The 24730-nt window shown below is 69.5% G+C and carries 25 protein-coding genes and 1 pseudogene; 24 read left to right on the top strand and 2 right to left on the bottom strand.

Annotated elements, in window-relative coordinates; all coding sequences use genetic code 11:
• Window positions 1–4: 4 nt before the first annotated feature.
• The 10 genes and pseudogenes from ruvX (at window position 5) to aroB (ending at window position 7722) form a co-directional block, all read left to right on the top strand.
• On the top strand, window positions 5–529 hold the full coding sequence (gene ruvX / locus ACXAID_RS11210) for a Holliday junction resolvase RuvX (RefSeq protein WP_475022283.1): 525 nt from the start codon (window positions 5–7) through the stop codon (window positions 527–529).
• On the top strand, window positions 522–1769 hold the full coding sequence (locus ACXAID_RS11205; RefSeq protein WP_475022282.1) for an endolytic transglycosylase MltG: 1248 nt from the start codon (window positions 522–524) through the stop codon (window positions 1767–1769). The genes ruvX and ACXAID_RS11205 overlap by 8 nt, the downstream gene beginning before the upstream one ends.
• Window positions 1766–2596 (top strand): shikimate dehydrogenase, encoded by an 831-nt coding sequence (locus tag ACXAID_RS11200; protein ID WP_475022281.1) that lies wholly within the window; start codon window positions 1766–1768, stop codon window positions 2594–2596. Before ACXAID_RS11205 ends, ACXAID_RS11200 begins: the two co-directional genes overlap by 4 nt.
• 57 nt (window positions 2597–2653) lie before the next feature.
• Window positions 2654–3085, top strand: a complete 432-nt coding sequence (locus tag ACXAID_RS11195) for a prepilin peptidase (RefSeq protein ID WP_475022280.1) — start codon at window positions 2654–2656, stop codon at window positions 3083–3085.
• 61 nt (window positions 3086–3146) lie between these two features.
• Complete coding sequence (locus tag ACXAID_RS11190) at window positions 3147–3536, top strand: nuclear transport factor 2 family protein (protein WP_475022279.1); 390 nt, start codon at window positions 3147–3149, stop codon at window positions 3534–3536.
• Window positions 3533–4021, top strand: coding sequence for a DUF3237 domain-containing protein (locus tag ACXAID_RS11185; protein WP_475022278.1), 489 nt, complete (start codon window positions 3533–3535; stop codon window positions 4019–4021). Before ACXAID_RS11190 ends, ACXAID_RS11185 begins: the two co-directional genes overlap by 4 nt.
• Window positions 4022–4130: 109 nt before the next feature.
• Window positions 4131–4742 (top strand): TetR/AcrR family transcriptional regulator, encoded by a 612-nt coding sequence (locus tag ACXAID_RS11180; RefSeq protein ID WP_475022277.1) that lies wholly within the window; start codon window positions 4131–4133, stop codon window positions 4740–4742.
• 24 nt (window positions 4743–4766) lie between these two features.
• A complete protein-coding gene (aroC, locus tag ACXAID_RS11175) occupies window positions 4767–5984 on the top strand; it encodes a chorismate synthase (protein WP_475022276.1) in 1218 nt (405 codons plus the stop codon).
• Window positions 5984–6490 (top strand): annotated as a pseudogene (locus tag ACXAID_RS11170) (shikimate kinase); the annotation flags it as partial. The gene aroC and the pseudogene ACXAID_RS11170, both read left to right, overlap by 1 nt.
• A 152-nt stretch (window positions 6491–6642) precedes the next feature.
• On the top strand, window positions 6643–7722 hold the full coding sequence (gene aroB / locus ACXAID_RS11165) for a 3-dehydroquinate synthase (RefSeq protein ID WP_475022275.1): 1080 nt from the start codon (window positions 6643–6645) through the stop codon (window positions 7720–7722).
• A gap of 16 nt (window positions 7723–7738) precedes the next feature.
• On the opposite strand, the gene ACXAID_RS11160 is transcribed toward aroB, so the two are convergent.
• Complete coding sequence (locus ACXAID_RS11160) at window positions 7739–8350, bottom strand: B-4DMT family transporter (RefSeq protein WP_475022274.1); 612 nt, start codon at window positions 8348–8350, stop codon at window positions 7739–7741.
• 33 nt (window positions 8351–8383) lie between these two features.
• Between ACXAID_RS11160 and ACXAID_RS11155 the strand changes: the two genes are divergently transcribed.
• From ACXAID_RS11155 to ACXAID_RS11125, 7 genes are all read left to right on the top strand, one after another.
• Window positions 8384–9469 (top strand): M24 family metallopeptidase, encoded by a 1086-nt coding sequence (locus ACXAID_RS11155; RefSeq protein ID WP_475022273.1) that lies wholly within the window; start codon window positions 8384–8386, stop codon window positions 9467–9469.
• A 21-nt stretch (window positions 9470–9490) separates the two neighbouring features.
• Window positions 9491–10054: an elongation factor P gene (gene efp, locus ACXAID_RS11150; protein ID WP_475022272.1), complete on the top strand. Its 564-nt coding sequence runs from the start codon at window positions 9491–9493 to the stop codon at window positions 10052–10054.
• 32 nt (window positions 10055–10086) lie between these two features.
• Complete coding sequence (nusB, locus tag ACXAID_RS11145) at window positions 10087–10563, top strand: transcription antitermination factor NusB (protein WP_475022271.1); 477 nt, start codon at window positions 10087–10089, stop codon at window positions 10561–10563.
• A gap of 29 nt (window positions 10564–10592) precedes the next feature.
• Window positions 10593–11816 carry an alpha/beta hydrolase family protein gene (locus ACXAID_RS11140; protein ID WP_475022270.1) on the top strand — a complete coding sequence of 408 codons (1224 nt, stop codon included), beginning with the start codon at window positions 10593–10595 and terminating at the stop codon, window positions 11814–11816.
• A 387-nt stretch (window positions 11817–12203) separates the two neighbouring features.
• Window positions 12204–13235, top strand: a complete 1032-nt coding sequence (locus ACXAID_RS11135) for a metal ABC transporter substrate-binding protein (protein ID WP_475022269.1) — start codon at window positions 12204–12206, stop codon at window positions 13233–13235.
• Window positions 13236–13247: 12 nt separating this feature from the next.
• Entirely contained in the window at window positions 13248–14108 is an 861-nt protein-coding gene (locus ACXAID_RS11130) for a metal ABC transporter permease (protein WP_475022268.1), read from the top strand.
• Window positions 14105–14884 (top strand): metal ABC transporter ATP-binding protein, encoded by a 780-nt coding sequence (locus tag ACXAID_RS11125; RefSeq protein WP_475022267.1) that lies wholly within the window; start codon window positions 14105–14107, stop codon window positions 14882–14884. The genes ACXAID_RS11130 and ACXAID_RS11125 overlap by 4 nt, the downstream gene beginning before the upstream one ends.
• A gap of 31 nt (window positions 14885–14915) precedes the next feature.
• Here ACXAID_RS11125 and ACXAID_RS11120 read toward each other — a convergent pair whose 3' ends face one another.
• Entirely contained in the window at window positions 14916–16121 is a 1206-nt protein-coding gene (locus tag ACXAID_RS11120) for a serine hydrolase domain-containing protein (RefSeq protein WP_475022266.1), read from the bottom strand.
• Window positions 16122–16267: 146 nt separating this feature from the next.
• On the opposite strand from ACXAID_RS11120, the gene pyrR reads away from it, so the two are divergent.
• From pyrR to pyrF, 7 genes are all read left to right on the top strand, one after another.
• Complete coding sequence (pyrR, locus tag ACXAID_RS11115; RefSeq protein WP_475022265.1) at window positions 16268–16837, top strand: bifunctional pyr operon transcriptional regulator/uracil phosphoribosyltransferase PyrR; 570 nt, start codon at window positions 16268–16270, stop codon at window positions 16835–16837.
• The gene (locus ACXAID_RS11110; protein ID WP_475022264.1) at window positions 16834–17781 is read left to right on the top strand and encodes an aspartate carbamoyltransferase catalytic subunit; all 948 of its coding nucleotides are present in this window, start codon (window positions 16834–16836) and stop codon (window positions 17779–17781) included. Before pyrR ends, ACXAID_RS11110 begins: the two co-directional genes overlap by 4 nt.
• A complete protein-coding gene (locus tag ACXAID_RS11105) occupies window positions 17778–19070 on the top strand; it encodes a dihydroorotase (RefSeq protein WP_475022263.1) in 1293 nt (430 codons plus the stop codon). The genes ACXAID_RS11110 and ACXAID_RS11105 overlap by 4 nt, the downstream gene beginning before the upstream one ends.
• Window positions 19067–19639 carry a PH-like domain-containing protein gene (locus ACXAID_RS11100; RefSeq protein WP_475022262.1) on the top strand — a complete coding sequence of 191 codons (573 nt, stop codon included), beginning with the start codon at window positions 19067–19069 and terminating at the stop codon, window positions 19637–19639. Before ACXAID_RS11105 ends, ACXAID_RS11100 begins: the two co-directional genes overlap by 4 nt.
• Window positions 19636–20769, top strand: a complete 1134-nt coding sequence (gene carA / locus ACXAID_RS11095) for a glutamine-hydrolyzing carbamoyl-phosphate synthase small subunit (protein ID WP_475022261.1) — start codon at window positions 19636–19638, stop codon at window positions 20767–20769. Before ACXAID_RS11100 ends, carA begins: the two co-directional genes overlap by 4 nt.
• 82 nt (window positions 20770–20851) lie before the next feature.
• Window positions 20852–24190, top strand: a complete 3339-nt coding sequence (gene carB / locus ACXAID_RS11090) for a carbamoyl-phosphate synthase large subunit (protein WP_475022260.1) — start codon at window positions 20852–20854, stop codon at window positions 24188–24190.
• Between the two features lie 2 nt (window positions 24191–24192).
• Window positions 24193–24730: orotidine-5'-phosphate decarboxylase (pyrF, locus tag ACXAID_RS11085; RefSeq protein ID WP_475022259.1), on the top strand; the 538-nt coding region annotated here is incomplete at its 3' end.

Below are 24730 nucleotides of genomic sequence, written 5' to 3'. Positions count from 1 at the left end.
CCGGGTGGCCACAACGAACCGCCGTGACCGGACGCCGGACCGGCCTGGTGATCCGAACTGCCCGGATCCGGGGCGGGGACGACGGCTCGGCGTCGATGTGGGCACCGTCCGCATCGGCGTTGCGGTCAGTGACCCCGACGCGATGCTGGCCACACCGGTGGAGACGGTCGCACGGGACCGTCGTTCTTCCAAGCACGTGCGCCGGTTGGCCGCGCTGGTCGACGAGTACCAGGCGGTGGAGGTGGTCGTCGGATTGCCGCGCACCCTGGCCGACCGTGCCGGCTCGTCGGCCCAGGACGCCATCGAGGTCGCCGAGTTGCTCTCCGACCGCATCGCGCCGGTCCCGGTCTGGATGGCCGACGAACGATTCACCACGCTGACCGCGCAGCGCTCGCTGCGCGAGGCCGGCGTGCGGGCCCGCGGTCAGCGTTCGGTGATAGACCAGGCCGCTGCCGTGGGGATACTGCAGAACTGGCTGGACCAGAGACGGGCGGCGTCGGCCGCGCACGGAGAGGTCACCGATGACTGACGAATGGCCCGCCGGTCGCGCCGAGCCCGTGGAGGTGGGGCCACCGCGTCAGCGCATGTCGCGCCGGGAGCGCGCCCGGGAGAACCGCTACCGGCGCCGGCGTCGGGCCGCAGCCATCGTTGCGGTGGGCGTGCTGGTGGTGGTCGCGATCGGCGCGGTGTTCCTCGGCTCGCGGCTGTGGCACTCGCTGTTCGGCGGCCCCGGTGACGACTATGCCGGCGGCGGTGTCAACGACGTCGTCATCGAGGTCCACGAGGGCGATTCGACCACCGCCATCGGCCAGACCCTGCGGGACCGCAACGTGGTGGCCACAGTGTCGGCGTTCGTCACCGCGGCTGACGGCAACGCCGAAATGTCGGCGATCCAGCCGGGTTTCTACAAGGTGCGCACCGAGATCCCGGCGGCCGATGCGGTGGCGCGCCTGACCGATCCGGCCAACCGGGTGGGCCGGCTGGTGATCCCCGAGGGACGCCAGCTCGACGACGTCCGCGATGTCAAGACCAATGCCGTCACCGACGGAATCCTGACGTTGATCGCCGACGCCTCGTGTGTCGACCTCGACGGTGAGACCCGTTGTGTGTCGGTCGACGATCTGCGCAACGTCGCGGCCGCGCTGCCGCCGGCCGAGCTGCAGGTCCCGGCCTGGGCCACCGATCCGGTGCTGGCGATGGGGGCCGACCATCGGCGCCTGGAGGGGTTGATCGCGCCCGGGACGTGGAACATCGATCCGTCGGCCCAGCCGCGGGCCATGCTGGGCACGCTGATCGGGAGCAGCGCGGCGGTGTACGAGCAGAACGGGCTGTTGGACACCGCGGTCTCCAACGCCATGTCGCCCTACGAGGTGCTCGTCGTCGCCTCGTTGGTGCAGCGTGAGTCCACCCCGGAGGACTTCTCGAAGGTGGCTCGGGTGATCTACAACCGGCTCGCCGAAGAGCGCACGCTGGAGTTCGATTCCACGGTTAACTACGCGTTGGACCGCATCGAGGTGGCGACCACCGACGGGGACCGGGCGCAGGCCACACCCTGGAACACCTATGTGCGCCCCGGCCTGCCCGCCACGCCGATCTGTTCGCCCGGTCTGCCCGCGCTGGCCGCCGCCGAGGCGCCGGAGCCGGGGGACTGGCTGTACTTCGTGACGGTCGACATGCAGGGGACCACGTTGTTCACCCGTGAGTACGAGCAGCACCTCGCCAACATCGAGGTCGCCCGGCGCAACGGTGTCCTCGACTCGGCGCGATGAGCGCTTGCGCCGCGACGAGCCCTGCCCGCCGCGCCGGGGTGCTCGGCTCGCCGATCGCGCATTCGCGTTCCCCGCAGCTGCACCTGGCGGCCTACCGCGCGCTGGGGTTGTCCGATTGGACCTATGAGCGCATCGAGTGCACCGGCGAGCAGTTGCCGCAGGTGGTGGCCGGGTTCGGCCCGGAGTGGGTCGGGGTGTCGGTGACGATGCCGGGGAAGTTCGCCGCACTACGGTTCGCCGATGACGTCAGCGACCGGGCCCGGCTGGTCGGATCGGCCAATACGCTGGTGCGGTGCCCGGCGGGTTGGCACGCCGACAACACCGACGTCGACGGGGTGCGCGGGGCGTTGGCCGCCGCGCGTTCCCATGACCGCGCCATGGTGGTCGGATCGGGGGGCACCGCGCCCGCGGTGGTCGTCGGCCTCGCCGACCTCGGGGCGCAACGCATCACCGTGGTCGCCCGTGATGCCGCAAAGGCCGCGGCCCTGGTCGACCTGGCGGCGCGGTGCGGCGTGGCGGCCCACTTCTGCGATATCGCGGCACCGGACCTCGCAGATCAGGTGGCCGGGGTCGACGTGCTGGTCAACACGGTGCCCGCCGACGCGGTGGCCCGGTACGCGCCGGTTCTGGCGGCCACGCCCTGGCTGCTGGACGCGATCTACGACCCGTGGCCCACCCCGTTGGCCGCCGAGGTCAGTGCCCGCGGCGGGGCCGTCACCAGCGGGCTGGAGATGCTGCTGCACCAGGCGTTCAGCCAGGTCGAGCAGTTCACCGGGATGCCCGCTCCGCGGGATGCGATGCGTGCGGCGTTGACGGCCGCGAGCTGATCCGGTCGGCTCGGATCGGTGCATCGGGTGGGCCTGCGCAGCGCTTAGCCTGGATCGGTGGGGCACTACTGGCTACCGGTGCTCGCCGTGTCGGCGTGGCTGATCGTGTTGAGTGCCTTCGATATTCGTCACCGGCGACTGCCTGATCGGCTCACGCTACCCGGGGCCGCTGTGATCCTTGCCGGCGCGGCGTTGTGCGGGCACGGGGTGGCCGCCGCCCTCGGCGCGGTCGCGCTGTTCGCCGTCTACGCGGTCGTGCATCTCGTGGCGCCGGCGGCGATGGGTGCCGGGGACGTCAAGCTGGCGATCGGGGTGGGCGCGCTGACCGGCGCGTTCGGGCCCGACGTCTGGGTGCTCGCCGCCCTCTCCGCGCCCGTGCTGACCGCTGGGCTGGCGCTGGCGGTGATGCTGCGCGGGGTGCGCACGGTGCCCCACGGTCCTGCCATGTGCCTGTCCGCCGCGGCGGTGGTCGCGGGAGCGGCGCTCTAGACAGAGTTACATACCATAGGTAGGTTTATACATACTGAAAGTATGTAACTGAGGAGACCGCATGGACACCGACCACCGCACCGAGCTCGAGACGATCGCGCAGCGCTACTTTCGGGCGTGGGCCGACCGGGACCCGGACGCGATCGTGGCGCTGTACACGGATCAGACGTCGTTCTGCACCCACCTCGGCCGGCCGCCCGCGGTCGGGCGCGCCGCGGTTCGCCGGGCATTCGCCGAGATCTTCACGCAATTCCCGGATTTCGCCTTCGACGTGCACCGGGTGATCTACGGACAGCAGCACTGGGTGCTCGACTGGACCCTGGTCTGCGGCGAGATCCGCTTCGACTGCCTCGACGTCGTCGTGGTCGGCGACGAGGGCCGCGTCGCCCGCAAGGACACCTACATCGACGCCGTCCAGATGAACGCCGCGCTGACGGGTCGGCGTCGATGACCACCACACCGGCCGACGAACTGCCGCGCATCGACGCGATGCCGGTCGAGCACCTCTGCGACATGGCCGTCGACCTGCAACCCGCCCAGGTCATCCCCACCCACGCGGGACTGCGGATGACCTACCTCGCCACCGGCGGGCGGGTATCCGGACCAGCGCTGCGCGGCGAGATCCTCCCCGGCGGCGGTGACTGGCTGCTGATCGGCAGGGACGGAGTGGGCAGGGTCGACGTCCGCGTCACCGTCGGCACCCACGACGGGGCGCTGATCCACCTGCACAGCCGCGGTGTGATCCGGGTTCCCGCGGACGGCCTGCAGCGGCTGGCCGACGGACAGTCGCTGCCGTACGCGGACACCTACATCCGCACCACGCCGATGTTCGAGACCGCCGACCCGCGCTACGACTGGCTCGCCGGCCTGGTCGCCGTCGGCTACAACGTGCTCTCACCCGATCACGTCGACTACCGCGTGTACCGGGTCTCATGACCGACGGGCCGGTCGGGACCAGGTGGCACTACGCGCGGTTCACCGAGCGACAGCTGCCCTTGATCGCGCTCGAGTCGGTCATCGCCGATCGTTGACTATCGTCTATGCGGTGGTGACAGGGGCGGCCAAACGCACACAGGCCGAGCGGACCGAAGCGACGACCGCGGCGCTCGTCACCGCCGCGCGCGAACTGTTCGCCGTGGACGGCTACGAGGCCACGTCACTGGCCGCGGTCGCCACTCGCGCCCAGGTCACCAAGGGGGCGGTGTATCACCACTTCGAAGGCAAGAGGCAGCTCTTCGAGGCGGTGCTGGCCCGGGAGATCACCACGCTGACGATTCCGCTGCTGGACACCTACCGCAGCAAGCCTGACCCGTGGGAGGCGTTCCGGGCAGCCTGCGAAGCCTTCCTCGACGAGTGCCTCGACCCCGGGGTGCAGCGCATCGTGTTGCTCGACGCGCTGACCGCGCTGGGCTGGGAGCAGACCCGGCGCATGGAGGCGCCCCTGCTGGACATGATGGAAGTGGCCATCACCCGCGCGGTCGAGGCCGGCAGCATCGCGGCGCGTCCGGCGAAGCCGCTGGCCCACTTTCTGTTTGGTGCGCTGTGCGAAACCGCGATGACCGTGGCGCGGTCGGCGGACCGCACGGCCGCCCACCGCGCGGCCACGGCCGAGATCGCCCGCATCCTCGACGCCACGGCGGTGTCAGCGGGCCGCTGAGCCCGCCGTGCGAAAATGGGACACGTGTTGCGATGGACGACGGCAGGCGAATCCCACGGCAGAGCGTTGGTGGCCATGGTCGAAGGCATGGTCGCCGGCGTTGCTGTGACCACCGACGAGATCGCGGGCCAGCTGGCCCGCCGCCGCCTCGGCTACGGCCGCGGCGCCCGGATGAAGTTCGAGCAGGACCAGGTCACCATGCTCGCCGGGGTGCGTCACGGTGTCACGCTCGGCGGGCCGATCGCCATCGAGATCGGCAACACCGAATGGCCGAAGTGGGAGACCGTGATGGCCGCCGACCCGGTCGATCCGGTGGCGCTGGCCGACAGCGCGGCCCGCAACGCGCCGCTGACCAGGCCGCGGCCCGGCCACGCCGACTACGCCGGAATGCTCAAGTACGGTTTCGACGACGCCCGCCCGGTCCTCGAACGCGCCAGCGCCCGCGAGACCGCCGCGCGGGTCGCCGCCGGCACCGTCGCGCGCGCCTTCCTGCGTGAGGCCCTCGGTGTCGAGGTGGTCTCGCACGTCATCTCCATCGGGGCCTCCGAGCCCTATGACGGCCCACCGCCGCAGGCCGTCGACCTGGAGGCGGTCGACGCCAGCCCGGTGCGTGCCTACGATGCGGCCAGCGAGGCCCTGATGATCGCCGAGATCGAGGCCGCCAAACGCGACGGCGACACCCTCGGTGGCGTGGTCGAGGTGGTCGCGCACGGACTGCCGGTCGGGCTGGGCTCGTTCACCAGCGGCGACAACCGGCTCGACAGCCAGCTGGCCGGGGCGGTGATGGGCATCCAGGCCATCAAGGGCGTGGAGATCGGCGACGGCTTCGAGACGGCGCGCCGGCGCGGCAGCGTGGCCCACGACGAGATGTACCCCGGACCCGATGGAGTGATGCGTTCGACCAACCGTGCGGGCGGCCTCGAAGGCGGCATGACCAACGGGTTGCCGGTGCGGGTTCGCGCAGCGATGAAACCGATCTCCACCGTCCCGCGGGCGCTGGCCACCGTCGACATGGCCACCGGGGAAGAAGCGGTCGCGATTCACCAGCGCTCCGACGTGTGCGCGGTACCCGCCGCCGGTGTCGTCGTCGAGACGATGGTGGCCCTGGTGCTGGCCCGCGCCGCGCTGGAGAAGTTCGGCGGCGACTCGCTGACCGAGACCCGCGCCAACATCGACACCTACCTCAAGGCGGTGGCCGCCCGCGAGCCCGCCGGCGCCGATATCGCACAGGTCAGCGGCTGATGGCTCCCAAGGTCGTGCTGATCGGGCTGCCCGGTTCGGGCAAGTCCACCATCGGCCGCCGACTGGCCAAGACACTTGAGCTGGACCTGCTCGACACCGACGTGGCGATCGAGAAGACCACCGGCCGCAGCATCGCCGACATCTTCGCCACCGACGGCGAGGCCGAGTTCCGCAGGATCGAGGAGAAGGTCATCCGCGACGCGCTGGCCAGCCACGACGGGATCCTGTCGCTGGGCGGCGGCGCGGTCACCACCCCCGGCGTGCGCGAAGCGCTGACCGGGCACACCGTGGTCTACCTCGAGATCAGCGCAGCCGAGGGGGTCCGCCGCACCGGGGGATCCACCACGCGGCCGCTGCTGGCCGGCGGGGACCGCGGCGAGAAGTTCAAAACCCTGATGGCGCAACGGGTCCCGCTGTACCGTCAGGTCGCGACGATGCGGGTCAACACCAATCACCGCAACCCCGGCGCCGTGGTGCGCCACATCGTGAACCGTCTGGAGAACCCCGACGCCCGGCCCGACCGCCGGCGCCGCCGTCCGGGGTGGCGCCGTGCCCCGTGGTCGCTGACCGCCGCGCCCTCCACCGAAGCGCCGCCCAGCCCGGCCGCGGTGGCGGCCAAGAAGGGCCGCGGCTCGACCTGCTCAGGAAAGGACACTCCGTGACAGAGCCGGTCACCGTGGACGTATGCACCGACCCGCCGTACCCGGTGATCATCGGCACCGGCCTGCTCGGCGATCTGTCCCGCATCCTGCAGGGCAGGCACAAGGTGGCGATCCTGCACCAGCCGGTGCTCGCGCAGACCGCCGAGGCGATCCGCAGCCACCTGTCCGACCAGGGCATCGACGCGCACCGCATCGAGATCCCCGACGCCGAAGCCGGCAAGGAACTGCCCGTCGTCGGCTTCATCTGGGAAGTCCTCGGCCGCATCGGGGTGGGCCGCAAGGACGCCGTGGTCAGCCTCGGGGGCGGAGCAGCCACCGACGTCGCCGGGTTCGCCGCCGCGACGTGGCTGCGCGGCGTCGACATCGTGCACATCCCGACCACGCTGCTGGGCATGGTCGATGCGGCGGTGGGCGGCAAGACCGGCATCAACACCGACGCCGGAAAGAACCTCGTCGGCGCCTTTCACCAGCCGGCCGCCGTGCTGATCGACCTGGCGACACTGGAATCGTTGCCCCGCAACGAGATCGTGGCCGGTATGGCCGAGATCGTGAAGGCCGGGTTCATCGCCGACCCGGTGATCCTGGACATCATCGAAGCCGACCCCGAAGGCGCGCTGGATCCCACCGGAACGGTGCTGCCCGAACTGATCCGGCGCGCGGTGGCGGTCAAGGCCGAGGTCGTGGCCGCCGATGAGAAGGAATCGCAGCTGCGCGAGATCCTCAACTACGGCCACACCCTGGCCCACGCGATCGAGCGCCGGGAACGCTACAAGTGGCGTCACGGCGCGGCGGTGTCGGTGGGGCTCGTGTTCGCCGCCGAACTCGGCCGGCTGGCCGGGCGCCTCGACGACGAGACCGCCGGCCGGCACCGCAGCATCCTGGCCTCGCTGGGTCTGCCGGTCAGCTACGACGCCGACGCGCTGCCGCAACTGATGGACTCGATGCTGGGGGACAAGAAGACCCGCGCCGGGGTGTTGCGCTTCGTGGTGCTCGACGGGCTGGCCAAGCCGGGGCGGCTCGAGGGGCCGGACCCGTCGCTGCTGGCCGCCGCGTATGCCGAGGTGGCCCGGGACTAGCCGGGCCAGGCGGGAATCAGCTCCCCCGCTTGTCCTCGGGCTTGGTGTCCTCGTCGTGCTCGGCGACGGCGATCGGTGAGGTCTGCGGCTCGGACTCGGCGGCGTCCGCCGTCGTGGGGTACCCCTGAACGTCACGGTCGTCGCGCACCGCGGCGAACACGTCGGTGTCGGCGCGGTCGTCGTCCTCGCGGCGGCGCGGCACGTCGGGAGCCTTGCGGTCGACCAGCCAGTGGCCCAGGCCGACCCCGATGATCGCGGTGAGGAACACCAGCAGCGCGGTGAACGCCGCGAAGGTGGTCAGCTCGTTGATCAGGCCTTCGACGTAGAGGTTCTTGTAGAACAGCCCGATGAACCAGGCCACCGCGCCGCTGACCACACCGGCGAACAGGCCGGCCAGCAGCCAGGTCATCGCCAGGTCGGCGCGCCGCTCCGGGTCGGGGTTGTTGCGGGCGTCCGAGCGACCGTCGACATAGCCCCACAACAGCGAGACGACACCGTAGCCGGCAACCAGCGCCGCGCTGATCATTCCCGCCCTGGTCTCCCACACATTGATCATCGCTCCCTGCAGCAACCGGAGAACGACCATCAGGGCGGCGAACACCAGTCCGCGCAGCAACCACTTACTCATGGGGCCTCACCTTAGCGAGTAGCGTCAACGGCTGTGACGATTTCTCAGCGGCGTGACCGGTTGCGTCAACGTCTGGCCGACGCGGACCTGGACGCGATGTTGGTGTCGGACCTGATCAACGTCCGTTATCTGTCCGGATTCACCGGGTCCAACGCGGCCCTGCTGGTACTCGCCGACGACGAAACGCCGGTGCTGGCCACCGACGGCCGCTACCGCACCCAGGCCGCACGGCAGGCGCCCGACGCCGTGGTGGTCATCGAGCGGGCGTGCGGGCGCCACCTGGCCGGTCTGGCTGCCGGACGGGGAGTCGCCAAGCTGGGTTTCGAGAGCCATGTGGTCACCGTCGACGCCTTCGCGGCACTGACCGCCGCGGCCGGTGAGCAGTGCGAGCTGGTGCGTGCCGCCGGCACGGTGGAGGGGCTGCGCGAGGTCAAGGACGCCGGCGAGGTTGCGCTGCTGCGCCTGGCCTGCGAGGCCGCCGACGCTGCACTGACGGACCTGGTGGCGCGCGGCGGGCTGCGTCCCGGACGCACCGAGAAAGAGGTCCGCAACGAACTCGAGGCGCTGATGCTGGCCCACGGCGCCGACGGCGCATCGTTCGAAACCATCGTCGCGGCCGGAGCCAATTCGGCGATTCCCCATCACCGGCCGACCGACGCGGTGCTCGCGGCCGGCGACTTCGTCAAGATCGACTTCGGCGCCCTGGTGGCCGGATACCACTCGGACATGACCCGCACCTTCGTGCTCTCACCCATCGCCGACTGGCAGCGCGATCTCTACGAACTGGTGGCCACGGCGCAGCGGGCGGGGCGCGACGCGCTGGCCCCGGGGGTCGCGCTCAAGGACGTCGACGCCGCGGCACGCCAGGTCATCGCCGATGCCGGGTACGCGGACAACTTCGGACACGGCCTCGGCCACGGGGTGGGGCTGCAGATCCACGAAGCGCCGGGAATCAGCGCAGCGGCCGCCGGTACACTGCTTGCTGGCTCCGCGGTGACCGTCGAGCCCGGTGTCTACCTGCCTGACCGCGGCGGTGTCCGCATCGAGGACACCCTGGCGGTCGGCGGAGACAGCCCCGAACTGCTCACCAGGTTTTCCAAGGACCTGGTCATCCTCTAGAAGCTAGGAGTACAACCGACCGTGGCAACGACCGCCGACTTCAAGAATGGGCTCGTCCTGCAGATCGACGGCCAGCTGTGGCAGATCGTCGACTTCCAGCACGTCAAGCCTGGTAAAGGCCCGGCATTCGTGCGGACGAAGCTGAAGAACGTGCTGTCCGGCAAGGTCGTCGACAAGACCTACAACGCCGGGGTCAAGGTCGAGACGGCGACCGTGGACCGCCGCGACGCCACCTACCTGTACCGCGACGGCTCGGACTTCGTGTTCATGGACTCCGAGGACTTCGAGCAGCATCCCCTGCCGGATTCGCTGGTCGGGAACGCGGCCAACTTCCTGCTGGAGAGCATGCCGGTGCAGATCGCCTTCCACGACGGCGCGCCGCTGTACCTGGAGTTGCCGGTGACGGTCGAACTCGAGGTCACCCACACCGAGCCCGGCCTGCAGGGTGACCGGTCCAGCGCCGGTACCAAGCCGGCCACCGTCGAGACCGGCGCCGAGATCCAGGTGCCGCTGTTCATCAACACCGGTGACAAGCTGAAGGTCGATTCCCGCGACGGTAGTTACCTGGGAAGGGTCAATGGCTGACCTGGGCGAGCGGAGCGTAGCGGAGCGACGGGATGGCTGACCGCCGAGGTGACCGGGGCCGGCACCAGGCCCGTAAACGCGCGGTCGATCTGCTCTTCGAAGCCGAAGCCCGCGGGATCACCCCCGCGGAGGTGGCCGATGCTCGAAACGCCCTGGCGGAGAAGCAGACCGACGGCGTGTCTGCGTTGAACCCGTACACCGTGACGGTGGCGCGCGGGGTGACCGAGCACGCCGCGCACATCGACGATCTGATCGCGGCACACCTGCAGGGCTGGGCCCTGGACCGGCTGCCTGCCGTCGACCGTGCCATCCTGCGGGTCGCGGTGTGGGAGCTGCTGCACGCCGACGACGTTCCCGAACCGGTCGCCGTGGACGAAGCTGTCGAACTCGCCAAGCAGCTGTCCACCGATGACTCACCGGGTTTCGTCAACGGTGTACTGGGCCAGGTGATGCTGGTGACACCGCAGATTCGGGCGGCCGCCCAGGCGGTCCGGGGGACCGGCGACTAGTCCGGTTAGTTCTGGGTAGAGGAGTCCTGTTGACCGACACCACCGTCCGAAGCGCCACTCGAGTCACCGGTTTCCAGGACCCCGAACTCGACTTCCAACTGCTGCGCCAGCTGGGCTCCGCACCCTACGGCGGCGCGTCGGTCGGCGAAACCCTCGGGGTCGCCGCGCGCATCCGTGACTCCGGACCGCAGTCGTGGCCAGACGAGTTCGCCGCGCTCGCCGAGCGTCAACGCGCCGACGCCGACGAGCGCGCGGCCGCCGGTCACCACCTCAGCGCCCGGGAGCGCTACCTGCACGCGTCGAACAGCTTTCGCGCCGCCGAGTACTTCTCGCCGTTCGGGGCCGAACGCCACGTCGAGTTGGGGCTGGCCAGCCGCGCGGCGTTCCTGGCCGCGTTGGGCGAAGACGGTGTGCAGCAGCTCTGGCTGCCCTGGCGTGGCCAGCGGCTGCCCGGCTACTGGTTCGCTCCGCCCGGCGCGACCGAAGCCGGGCCGACGCTGGTCGCCACCAGTGGCTTCGACGGAACCCTGGAGGAGACCTACTTCCAGATCGGCCTGTCCGCGCTGCAGCGTGGTTGGCGCGTGTTGCAGATCTGCGGTCCCGGCCAGATGGACACCGCCCGAACCGAACCCGACACTCACTTCGTGCCCGACACCGAGTCGTGGGTGTCGCCGTGGATCGACCTGGCCCTCGAACGTGCGGACGTCGATCCCGACCGTTTGGCGCTGCTCGGGATCAGCTTCGGCGGCTACTTCGTCACCCGGGCCGCCGCGCATGACACGAGAGTGCGGGCGCTGGTGGCGAATTCACCGGTGATCGACCTGCGGGCCTACATGGTGTCGTTCGTCGCGGGCATGGGCGGTGACCCCGAGGAAGTTCTCACCCCCGAGGAGGACTTCAGCCTGACCGACATCGACGAGATTCCCGACGACGAAATGCCGCCGCAGATCAAGGAGATGTCGAGGTCGCTGATCCGGCGTTTCGGCCAGACGACCTTCCTCGGCACGTTCGAGTATCTGAAGCAGTTCACCGTCGACCCGGCCCTGGTGACGTGTCCAGCGCTGGCCCTGGTCGGAACGGGTGAAGGGGGAGAGCCGCGCCGGCAATACGAGGTGTTCGCCGATCAGGCGTCGGGCCCGGTGACCAGCCGGATGTTCACCGCGGACGAGGGGGCGGACACCCATTGCCAGCTCGGCAACCTGACACTGTCCAACGCGGTCACGCTGGACTGGCTCGACGCCACGCTGCGCTGACGGGTTGCCGGGCTACGCGGAGCCTTGTCGACGACACCGCGTGGTCGGAGTGGATGTCGCGCCGTACCTGCGCCGCTATCGGGCTGGAATCGTTGCAACGTCCGATCGTTCGTCGGCGGCAGGTGTCGAGCGCAACCGCCCGGTGCATCTGAAGCCCACGCAACCATGTTGAAAATGATTGTCATTACTGCTAGTAATGAGCGTCATGCACTGGCTACCAGTAGGGCGGCGCAAAGCCGGCGCCGCTGATCGGGCTCACCAACGCCGGGGTCATCGCGGTCTCGTCCGTCGTCTCGACGCTCCTCTTACCGCTGACTCAACGGATGCCGACAACGGTACAAGCCGCCGGATGCTGCGAAGTGTCCTCGATCCCGCTGGAGGCACCCGATGAAGGGGCAGTCTGCGCTGGTGATCGCCGGCGCGATGTGTGTGGGGCTGGTCGCGAGTTCCTGTGGTAGCTCTGACCAGGACAGCGCTGACAGCGCTGACGGCGCGAACGGCGCCGTCTCCGTCGTGGCGACCACCACCATCTGGGGAGACATCGCCGCTCGCGTCGTCGACTGCGGCGGAGGAACGGTTACGACACTGATGCCTGTGGGTGCGGACCCGCATGAATATGCGCCATCCTCGTCAGACGTGGAGGGCATGGTCAGCGCGGACCTGGTCGTCGCCAACGGTTTAGGACTCGAACAGGGTCTCGAGTCGGCCATGGCCTCAGCCGAAGAAGACGGCGCCGCGGTCATCGAAGTCGCCCCTCTCCTGGATCCGCTGCCGATGGGCGACGGGCACGACCACGACGAGGAACATGGCCACGACGAGCACGGACACGATGAGGAGCACGAGCACGACGAGGAACACGGACACGACGAGCACGGGCACGACCATGGCTCCCTGGACCCGCACGTGTGGTTCGACCCCGCCCGGATGGCCCGGGGGGCCGAGCTCGTCGCGGCCCGGCTCGACGAGGTGACCGGGACAGATGCCTACGCGGGCTGCGGGCAGGCCGTCGCGGAAGAACTGCGCGGCGTCGACGCCGAGGTCCGCGACATCCTGGCCGAGGTTCCACCGGGCAGCCGGGTATTGATCACCGACCACGACGCCTTCGGATACTTCGCCGCCGCCTACGATTTCGAGGTCGCCGACGTGGTGATCCCCAGTGTCTCCACGCTGGCCGAGCCGAGTTCAGAACACCTGGCCCAGCTGGTCGAGGTGATCGATGAGACGGGCGTCCCAGCGATATTCGGCAACACCGCGCAGAGTGACCAGCTGCTGGAAGCTCTTTCAGAGGAGGCCGGTCGCCCCGTGCAGGTCGTCCCGCTCTACGTCGGCAGTCTGGGGCCGGAGGGTTCTGGTGCCCAGGACTATCCGTCGATGATGCGCGAGAACGCCTCCCTCATCTCCACTGCGCTGACCCGGTGAGGAAAGCGTGTTGTGCTTGACTGGTTCGTCGAGCCGTTCGAGCTGGCCTTCCAGCAACGCGCACTGGCAGGGGGAATACTCGCCGGCCTGATGAGTTCGGTCGTCGGCACCTGGCTGGTGTTGCGTGGGATGAGCTTCTTCGGAGACGCCTTCATGCACGGTGTCGTTCCCGGGATCGCAGCCGCTGTCGTGCTGAACGTCAACCCGATGGCCGGAGCAGCCGTGGCGGCGCTGGTGATGGTGGCCGGTATCGAGCTGGTCAGCCGCCAGACCTCACTGGGCGAGGACAGCGCCATCGGGTTGCTCTTCGTGGGAATGCTCGGGCTGGGCGTCGTCATCATTTCGCGCACCGATGCCTATACCGGAAACCTCACCGCCATCCTGTTCGGCGACGCGCTCGGTGTCACCCGTGACGACCTCACCAGGCAGGCGATCCTCACCGCGCTTGTTCTCGTGGTGTCGGTGGCGATGTACCGGCCCTTCCTGTCCCTGGCGTTCAACCGGCGCAAGGCAGAGCTACTCGGGATGCGGCCCGCGCTGGCCCACGCGATCCTGCTCGTGTTGATCGCCACCGCCGTGATCGGCAGCTTCGAGGCAGTGGGCACCCTGTTGGTCTTCGGTCTGCTCATCGGGCCGCCGGCGACCGCTGCGCTGCTCGTCGGGACCGTCCCCAGAATGATGCTCACCGCGGCCGTGATCTCCGTCTTGTCCGTGGCTGTCGGGCTACTGGCCAGCTACCACCTGGGAACCGCCGCATCGGCGACGATGGCGATCGTCCCGATCCTGGTCTTCTTCTGCACCCTCGCTGCGACTCGGGCCGCGGCAGCCGTCAGCCGCCTAGCGGCAACCGACGAAACGGCCGAGCAGTCGTGACCAGGCCCCCGCCACCACCAGGACCCCCGCTGGCCGAGGCACGCGACCTCGTCGTGAAATACGGCGACCACGTCGCCCTGGCGGCCTCGACCTTCACCGTCCCCAACTGGGGGATTACCGCGCTGATCGGGCCCAACGGGTCCGGCAAGTCCACCATCCTGCACGCTATCGCCGGAATACTGCCCGCCGCATCCGGCAACCTGCAGGTCTTGGGCACCGACCCGCGAGCAGCCCGCGCTCAGGTGAGCTATGTGCTGCAGTCCATGGTCGTTCCCCCGACAACTCCGATCACCGTCCGCGAGGCTGTCGGGATGGGGCGCTACCCGAGCGCCGGGTGGTGGCGACCCTTCCGCCGCAGCGATCGCCGACTCATCGACGAGGCGATGCGCAGACTCCAGATCGCCGACCTCGCCGGGCGTCAACTCCACGAACTCTCCGGTGGCCAGCGCCAGCGGGTGTACGTCGCCCAGGGACTGGTCCAGGAACACACCGGTTTGCTGCTCGACGAGCCGCTCACCGGGCTCGACCTGGTCTCGGCACGCACCATCGATTCGATCATCCACGAAGAGCGCGACAACGGGACCGCGATCGTGCTCACCACCCACGACCTCGACGAAGCCCGCGCCGCCGACCACGTCCTGATCGTCAGCGGACGTGTCATCGCCAGCGGGCCCCCCGATCAGGTCTGTAATCGAGGCAACATCGAAGTCGCCTACGGTCTGGGCGGGCTACACGAATGGCAAGGGTTCTTCGACGACCCGGCACACAGGACCTAGACGGTCGCACCCGTCCAGCGAGGCGCCGGCGTCACGCCTCCAACGCCTCGTAGGTCCGTCGCACGAATTTGGGCTGCGCACTCTGCAGCTTGGCCAGCGACGTGTTGCCCGCAATCGCCGCCGCCGCATCCGCAGTCAGATTCGGCATGTTCTGGATCAGATAGATGAGGACGACATCGGCCGACGGATCGGCTTGCCACCACGTGCCGTAGGCGCCCGGCCAGGAGAAGGTGCCCAACCCGCCGGGGCCGTAGAGCTGGCGCGACTTCGCCGGATCGGTCACGACCGACAGGTTCAGCCCGAATCCGCGCCCGATCCAGAACGGGGCCCCCAGGAAGTCGTGGCGCTTCTGCTCTTCGGTGAGCCGGTCGGTGCGCATCGACTCCACCGATTCCTCCGACAGCACCCGGGTGCCGTCGACGCTGCCGCCGCCCAACAGCATCCGCGCGAACGCCAGGTAGTCGTCGACCGTCGACCACAGCCCGGCGCCGCCGGTGCAGAACGGTGGATCGACGATCGGGGCCGGCCCCATCACGTCATGGCGCAGTGCGCCGTCGGCGTCGAGCTGATACATCGTCGCCGCCCGGCGGCGGCCCGCTGCGCTGACGCTGAACCCGGTGTCCGTCATGCCCAGCGGGCCGAGGATCCGCTCGGTCAGGACCTCGCTGAGCGGTTTGCCCTCGATCCGCGACAGTGCGATTCCCAGCACATCGGTGGCATGGCTGTAGGTGAGGCGCTCGCCGGGCTGGTGGGCCAGCGGCAGCGAGGCCAGCTCGGCGAGCCAGCGGTCCTGATCCTGGCGCGTCGGCAGCTTCCGGTAGCCGTCGGCGAGCGGACCGAGGACCGAGAACATGTAAGCCAAGCCGCTGCGGTGGGTCATCAGGTCGTCGATCGTGATGTGCCGCTGCGCCGGCACGGTCCGGTCCAACGGGCCGCGCGGCTCGGCCAGCACCCGCAGGTCGGCCAACTCGGGCAACCACGTCGAGACCCGATCGCCGAGCGCCAGCCTGCCCTCCTCGATCAGCGACATCGCCGCGGCCACCGTCACGGGCTTGGTCATCGACGCGATGCGGAAGATCGTGTCGCGCTGCATGGGCAGGCCCGCCTCGACGTCGCGGTGACCGAGTTCGTTGACCTGCACCACCCGACCGGAGTGCCAGACCAGCGTGACGGCTCCGGCCAGCAGCCCGGCGTCGATGGCTTCGGTGATGGAGGCACTGTTGCGGTCGAGGTTCACCCGCCAGAGGCTACCGCCAGCAGCGACCGACCCGAGGCGCACAGTGTCGTTGCGGGCATGGCGCGCACAGGTGCTAAGCTCCCGGCAGTTTCGGCACATCCTTTAACGACCGTCCCGTGAGGCGGAGAAGGAGGTCCGGGTTACACGTGGCTGCCACCACTGACCGGGAGTTGATGTCTGCGGCGGACGTCAGCCGCACCATCGCCCGCATCGCCCATCAGATCATCGAGAAGACCGCACTGGACGGCCCCGAGGGGCCCCGCGTGGTGCTGCTGGGCATCCCCACCCGCGGCGTCACGCTGGCCAGCCGTCTGGCGCGCAACATCGCCGAGTTCAGCGGCACCGAGATCGCGCACGGCGCACTGGACATCACCCTCTACCGCGACGATCTGATGACCAAGCCCCCCCGCGCGCTGGCGGCCACCTCGATACCGGACGGCGGGATCGACGGCGCACTGGTCATCCTCGTCGACGACGTGCTGTACTCCGGGCGTTCGGTGCGCTCGGCGCTGGACGCGCTGCGCGACATCGGGCGCCCCCGCAGTGTCCAGCTTGCGGTCCTGGTCGACCGCGGCCACCGCGAGCTGCCCATCCGCGCCGACTACGTGGGCAAGAACGTGCCGACGTCGCGCAGCGAGAACGTCAAGGTGCGGCTGACCGAAGACGACGGCTTCGACGGCGTCCACATCGCGCCACATGGAGGGCCCCCGAGGTGAAGCACCTGCTGGCGGCGGCCGACCTGAGCCGCGACGACGCCACCGCGATTCTCGACAACGCCGACCGGTTCGCCGAGGCGCTGATCGGACGTGAGGTCAAGAAGCTGCCCACGCTGCGCGGCCGGACCATCATCACGATGTTCTACGAGAACTCCACCCGCACCCGGGTGTCGTTCGAAGTCGCCGGCAAGTGGATGAGCGCCGACGTGATCAACGTCAGCGCCTCGGGTTCGTCTGTGGCCAAGGGGGAGTCGCTGCGCGACACCGCGATGACGCTGCGTGCGGCGGGCGCCGACGCGCTGATCGTGCGGCACCCCGCCTCGGGAGCGGCCCAGCAGCTGGCGGCCTGGACACTCGACGAGCACGGCGGACCCTGCGTGATCAACGCCGGCGACGGCACCCACGAACACCCCACCCAGGCCCTGCTCGACGCGCTGACGATCCGGCAGCGCCTCGGCGGCATCGAGGGCCGCCGGGTGGTCATCGTCGGTGACGTCCTGCACAGCCGGGTGGCCCGCTCCAACGTCGCGTTGCTGAACACCCTCGGTGCCGAGGTCGTGCTGGTCGCGCCCCCGACCCTGCTTCCGGTAGGGGTCGCCGGCTGGCCGGTCACGATCTCCCATGACATCGACGCCGAACTGCCGTTGGCCGATGCGGTGCTGATGCTGCGGGTGCAGGCCGAACGGATGAACGGCGGATTCTTCCCGTCCTCGCGGGAGTACTCGGTGCGCTACGGGCTGTCGGAAAAACGGCAGTCGGTGCTCGCCGACCACGCCGTCGTGCTGCATCCGGGCCCGATGCTGCGTGGGATGGAAATCGCGCACTCGGTCGCCGACTCCCCGCAATCGGCTGTGCTGCAACAGGTCACCAACGGCGTGCACGTTCGGATGGCGGTGCTGTTCCACCTGCTCGTCGGAGCCGAAGAAGGAGCGATCAGCGCATGAGCGTTCTCATCCGGGGTGTGCGGTGCTACGGCGAGGGGGAGCCCGTCGACGTCCTCGTCGACGCCGGCCAGATCACCGCGATCGGCACCCGCCTGTCCGCCCCGAAAGACGCCGACGTCATCGAGGCGACCGGCCAGGTGCTGCTGCCCGGCTTCGTGGACCTGCACACCCACCTGCGCGAACCCGGCCGCGAGTACGCCGAGGACATCGAAACCGGTTCGGCCGCAGCGGCACTGGGTGGTTTCACCGCCGTGTTCGCGATGGCCAACACCGACCCGGCGGCCGACAGCGCGGTGGTCACCGATCACGTGTGGAGCCGGGGTCAGCAGGTCGGACTGGTCGACGTGCACCCCGTCGGTGCGGTGACGATCGGGCTGAAAGGCAAGCAGCTCACCGAGATGGGCCTGATGGCGGCCGGTATCGGCCGGGTGCGGATGTTCTCCGACGACGGTCTGTGCGTCGACGACCCACTGGTGATGCGCCGAGCGCTGGAGTACGCGTCGGGCCTGGGCGTCCTGATCGCCCAGCATGCCGAGGAGCCGCGGCTGACGGTCGGCGCCGTCGCCCACGAGGGGCCCAACGCCGCCCGGCTGGGGCTGGCGGGATGGCCGCGCGCCGCCGAGGAGTCGATCGTGGCGCGCGATGCGCTGCTGGCCCGCGACGCCGGCGCCCGCGTGCACATCTGCCACGCCTCCACCGCGGGCACCGTGGAACTGCTGAAATGGGCCAAGGGGCAGGGGATCGCCATCACCGCCGAGGTGACCCCGCATCACCTGCTGCTCGACGACACCCGGCTGGACAGCTATGACGGCGTGAACCGGGTCAATCCGCCGCTGCGTGAAGCCAGTGACGCCGTCGCGCTGCGTCAGGCCCTCGCCGACGGGGTGATCGACTGTGTGGCCACCGATCACGCGCCGCACGCCACCCACGAGAAATGCTGCGAGTTCGCCAATGCCCGCCCCGGCATGCTGGGCCTGCAGACCGCGCTGTCGGTGGTCGTGGACACGATGGTGGCGCCCGGTCTGCTTAGCTGGCGGGATGTGGCCCGGGTGATGAGTGAGAACCCTGCGCGCATCGTCGGGTTGCCCGACCAGGGCCGGCCCCTGGAGGTCGGCGAACCGGCCAACCTCACCGTGGTCGACCCGGACACCACCTGGACGGTGCGGGGTCCGGCGTTGGCCAGCCGCTCGGGCAACACCCCGTATGAGGAGATGGAGTTGCCGGCCGTTGTCACCGCCACGCTGCTGCGCGGCACGATCACCGCTCGTGACGGGAAGGCCCGCGCGTGAACACTGCGACACTGGTCACCTCGCTGGTGATGGCGGCGGTGGTCGCGGTACTGATCGCGGTGCTGATCCAGGCCATGATGCGCGGCTGGCGGCGCCGGGCCGAACGGCAGGCCAAGATGATCGGCTCGCTGCCCCCGCTTCCCGACACCGTCGGCCCGGCCCTCGTCGCACCGACCAAGGGGCTCTACATCGGCAGCACGCTGGTGCCGCACTGGAACGACCGGGTCGCCGCCGCCGACCTCGGGTTTCGGGCCAAGGCCGTGCTCACCCGCTATCCGGAAGGAATCATGTTGCAGCGCAACGGCGCCGGGCCGATCTGGATACCCGACGATGCGATCGCCGACATCCGTACCGAACGCAACCTTGCTGGGAAGGTGATCCCCGGGGGTAGGAGCGCTGGGGGCACCGCCCGCTCGGAGGGTAGGGGGACGACTGGGGGGAAGGGCCGGACGCACGACGGCATCCTCGCGATCCGCTGGCGGTTGCCCTCGGGCGCGGAGATCGACACCGGTTTTCGTGCCGATGACCGTGGTGACTATTCGAAATGGCTTCCCGAGGAGGTCTCGTGACGACAGACAAGGCGCTGCTGGTACTCGAGGACGCTCGCATCTTCACCGGCCGCCCGTTCGGGGCGATCGGGGAAACCCTCGGTGAGGCGGTGTTCTCGACGGGCATGTCGGGCTACCAGGAGACCCTGACCGATCCGAGTTACCACCGCCAGATCGTGGTGGCCACCGCGCCCCAGATCGGCAACACCGGCTGGAATCTCGAGGATAGTGAAAGCCACGGCGACAAGATCTGGGTGGCTGGATACGCGGTCCGCGATCCGTCGCCGCGCGCCTCCAACTGGCGAGCCACCAGCACCCTCGAGGAGGAACTGGACCGTCAGGGCGTGGTCGGCATCGCCGAGATCGACACCCGCGCTGTGGTGCGCCACCTGCGCAGCCGCGGCTCGATGAAGGCCGGTGTGTTCAGTGGCCGCGCCGCCGAGGCGCCGGTCGACGAGCTGGTGGCCAGGGTTCGCGGCCAGGAGCCGATGCTCGGTGCCGACCTCGCCGGCGAGGTGAGCACCGACAGTGTCTATGTCGTCGAACCTGAAGGGCCCCAGCGTTTCACGGTCGCCGCTCTGGATCTGGGCATCAAGACGAACACACCGCGTAACTTCGCCTCCCGCGGGATCCGCTGCATGGTGCTGCCCTCGTCGGCGTCGTTCAGCGAGATCGCCGAGCTGAAACCCGACGGCGTTTTCCTGTCCAACGGGCCCGGCGACCCGGCCACCGCCGACCATCTCGTCGCCGTGACCCGCGAGGTGCTGGGCGCCGGTATCCCGCTGTTCGGCATCTGCTTCGGCAACCAGATCCTGGGCCGCGCGCTGGGCCGGTCCACCTACAAGATGGCCTTCGGCCACCGGGGCATCAACATCCCGGTGATCGACCATGCGACCGGCCGCGTCGCCATCACCGCGCAGAACCACGGGTTCGCCCTCGAAGGTGAGGCGCGCGAGCAGTTCGACACCCCGTTCGGCCGGGCCGAGATCAGCCACACCTGCGCCAACGACGGAACCGTCGAAGGGGTCCGGCTCTCCGGCGGCAAGGCGTTCTCGGTGCAGTACCACCCCGAGGCGGCCGCGGGTCCGCGGGACGCCGAGTACCTCTTCGATCAGTTCGTCGACCTCATGGCAGGGGGGAAGAGTGCCTGATCCGCGCCGAACTGGCATTCCAGCAGGTCCTGTCTCGCACTTTCGCTGCCGGAATGCCGTTTCGGCGAACAGGAGGGGCTAAATGCCGCGTCGCCCAGATCTCAACCACGTCCTGGTGATCGGGTCGGGCCCGATCATCATCGGGCAGGCCTGCGAGTTCGACTACTCGGGCACCCAGGCATGCCGGGTGCTGCGGGCCGAAGGGCTTCAGGTCAGCCTGGTGAACTCCAACCCGGCCACGATCATGACCGACCCCGAGTTCGCCGACCACACCTACGTCGAGCCGATCACCGCCGAGTTCGTCGAACGGGTGATCGCCCAGCAGGCCGAGCGCGGCAACAGGATCGACGCGCTGCTGGCCACCCTGGGCGGGCAGACCGCGCTGAACACAGCGGTCAAGCTGTACGAGAACGGCACGCTCGACAAGTACGGCGTCGAACTGATCGGCGCCGACTTCGAAGCCATCCAGCGTGGCGAGGACCGGCAGAAGTTCAAGGATATTGTTTCCAAAGTCGGAGGCAAGTCGGCGAGATCCCGGGTCTGCTACACGATGGACGAGGTCCACGAGACGGTCGCCGAGCTGGGCCTGCCGGTGGTGGTCCGGCCCAGCTTCACGATGGGCGGGCTCGGTTCGGGCATGGCCTATTCGGCCGAGGACGTCGGCCGGATGGCCGGCGACGGGCTGACCGCGTCACCGTCGGCGAACGTGCTGATCGAGGAGTCGATCTTCGGGTGGAAGGAATACGAGCTCGAGCTGATGCGCGACGGCCACGACAACGTGGTGGTGGTGTGCTCGATCGAGAACGTCGACCCGATGGGTGTGCACACCGGTGACTCCGTGACCGTCGCCCCGGCGATGACGCTGACCGACCGCGAGTACCAGACCATGCGCACCCTCGGGATCGACATCCTGCGCGAGGTCGGTGTCGACACCGGTGGCTGCAACATCCAGTTCGCGGTCAACCCCGAGGACGGTCGGCTCATCGTCATCGAGATGAACCCCCGGGTGTCCCGCTCGAGCGCGCTGGCGTCCAAGGCGACCGGCTTCCCGATCGCCAAGATCGCCGCGAAACTCGCCATCGGCTACACCCTGGACGAGATCGTCAACGACATCACCAAGGAGACCCCGGCCTGCTTCGAGCCCACCCTGGACTATGTGGTGGTCAAGGCGCCGCGGTTCGCGTTCGAGAAGTTCCCCGGCGCCGACACCACGCTGACCACCACGATGAAGTCGGTCGGTGAGGCGATGTCGCTGGGCCGCAACTTCATCGAGGCGCTCGGCAAGGTGATGCGCTCGTTGGAGACCAGCCGGACCGGCTTCTGGACCGGGGCCGACCCCGACATCGACGTCACCGAGGTGCTGGCCCGGCTGCGCACCCCGACCGACGGACGGCTCTACGACCTCGAGTACGCGCTGCGGCTCGGGGCCGACGTCGACGAGGTGGCCCGGGCCTCGGGTGTCGACCCGTGGTTCGTCGAACAGATCGCCGGGCTGGTCGAACTGCGCGCCGAGCTGATCGACGCGCCGGTGCTGGCCGAAGAGCTGCTTCGGCGCAGCAAGTACCACGGCCTGTCCGACCGCCAGATCGCCGCGCTGCGACCGGAACTGGCCGGCGAGGCGGGCGTCCGGGCGCTGCGGCGCCGGCTCGGCATCCATCCGGTGTTCAAGACCGTCGACACCTGCGCCGCGGAGTTCGAGGCGAAAACGCCGTACCACTACAGCAGTTACGAGCTCGATCCCGCCGCCGAGACCGAGGTCGCCCCACAGGCCGAGCGCCCGAAGGTGCTGATCCTGGGGTCGGGGCCCAACCGAATCGGTCAGGGCATCGAGTTCGACTACAGCTGTGTGCACGCCGCGACGACGCTCAGCGCGGCCGGTTTCGAGACCATTATGGTCAACTGCAACCCGGAGACGGTGTCCACCGACTACGACACCGCCGACCGGCTCTACTTCGAGCCGTTGACCTTCGAAGACGTGCTGGAGATCTACTTCGCCGAGCAGTCCTCGGGCAGGGGCGGTCCGGGCGTGGTGGGTGTCATCGTGCAGCTCGGCGGCCAGACCCCGCTGGGCCTGGCCGAGCGGCTGGAGAAAGCCGGGGTGCCGATCGTCGGAACCCGTCCGGAGGCCATCGATCTGGCTGAGGACCGCGGCCGTTTCGGGGAGGTCCTGACCACCGCGGGTCTGCCGGCGCCCCGATTCGGCACCGCGATCAGCTTCGATCAGGCCCGCCGGATCGCCGCCGACATCGGTTACCCGGTGCTGGTGCGGCCCTCCTACGTGCTCGGTGGACGCGGCATGGAGATCGTCTACGACGAAGAGAGCCTGGAGGGCTACATCCAGCGCGCCACCGAGCTGTCGCCCGAGCATCCGGTGCTCGTCGACCGGTTCCTCGAGGATGCGATCGAGATCGACGTGGATGCGCTGTGCGACGGCACCGAGGTCTACATCGGTGGTGTCATGGAGCACATCGAGGAGGCCGGTATCCACTCGGGCGACTCGGCGTGTGCGCTGCCGCCGGTGACCCTGGGGCGCAGCGACATCGACGCGGTGCGCCGGGCCACCGAGGCGATCGCGTTCGGGGTGGGTGTGGTCGGCCTGCTCAACGTGCAGTACGCGCTCAAGGACGACGTGCTCTACGTGCTCGAGGCCAACCCGAGGGCCAGCCGCACCGTGCCGTTCGTCTCCAAGGCGACCGCGGTGCCGCTGGCCAAGGCCTGCGCGCGGGTCATGCTGGGTGCCACGATCGCCGAGTTGCGCCGGGAGGGGCTGCTGGCCGGCACCGGTGACGGAGCGACCACCGCGCGCAGCGCGCCGGTGGCGGTCAAGGAAGCGGTTCTGCCCTTCCACCGGTTCCGCAAGTCCGACGGCAGCCAGATCGACTCACTGCTCGGCCCGGAGATGAAGTCCACCGGCGAGGTGATGGGCATCGACCACGATTTCGGCAGCGCGTTCGCCAAGAGCCAGACCGCGGCCTACGGTTCGCTGCCCGCCCGCGGCACGGTGTTCGTGTCGGTGGCCAACCGGGACAAGCGCTCGCTGGTGTTCCCGGTCAAGCGCCTGGCCGATCTTGGCTTCCGGGTGCTGGCCACCGAAGGGACAGCGGAGATGTTGCGGCGCAACGGAATACCGTGTGACGAGGTCCGGAAGCACTTCGAAGACCCCAGCCCGGACCGCCCGCCCCTGTCGGCGGTCGACGCCATCAAGGCCGGTGAGGTCGACATGGTGATCAACACCCCGTACGGCAACTCCGGGCCGCGTATCGACGGCTACGAGATCCGCTCGGCGGCGGTGGCGGCGAACATCCCGTGCATCACGACGGTGCAGGGCGCCTCAGCGGCGGTGCAGGGAATCGAAGCCAGGATCCGCGGTGACATCGACGTGATGTCGCTGCAGGAGCTGCACAGCACGCTGGGATCCTGACGGTGCGCGGGTTCGGCGAGCGCCTGGCCGCGGCGGTGGCCGAACGTGGCCCGCTGTGCCTGGGGATCGACCCGCATCCGGAGTTGCTGCACGGCTGGGGGCTGGGCGTCGACGCCGACGGGCTGGCCCGGTTCAGCGAGATCTGTGTCGCCGCCTTCGCGGAGTTCGCGGTGGTCAAACCGCAGGTGGCCTTCTTCGAAGCCTACGGTTCGGCGGGCTACGCGGTACTGGAACGCACGATCGGGGCGTTGCGTGCGGCCGGTGTCCTGGTGCTCGCCGATGCCAAGCGGGGCGACATCGGCTCCACGATGGCCGCCTACGCCGAAGCGTGGGCGGGTGGGTCGCCGTTGGCGGCCGACGCGGTCACCGCGTCGCCCTACCTCGGGTTCGGGTCGCTGCAGCCCCTGCTGGACACCGCCGCGCGCCACGACCGGGGAGTCTTCGTACTGGCGGCCACCTCGAACCCGGAGGGGGCCGCGGTGCAGCGCGCCCGAACCGGCGACCGCACCGTCGCCCAGTCGATCGTGGACGCGGCCGCGG

This window comes from Mycobacterium sp. ABE4_509 (assembly GCF_056160785.1).
This window is presented reverse-complemented; position numbering and strand designations above follow the sequence as displayed.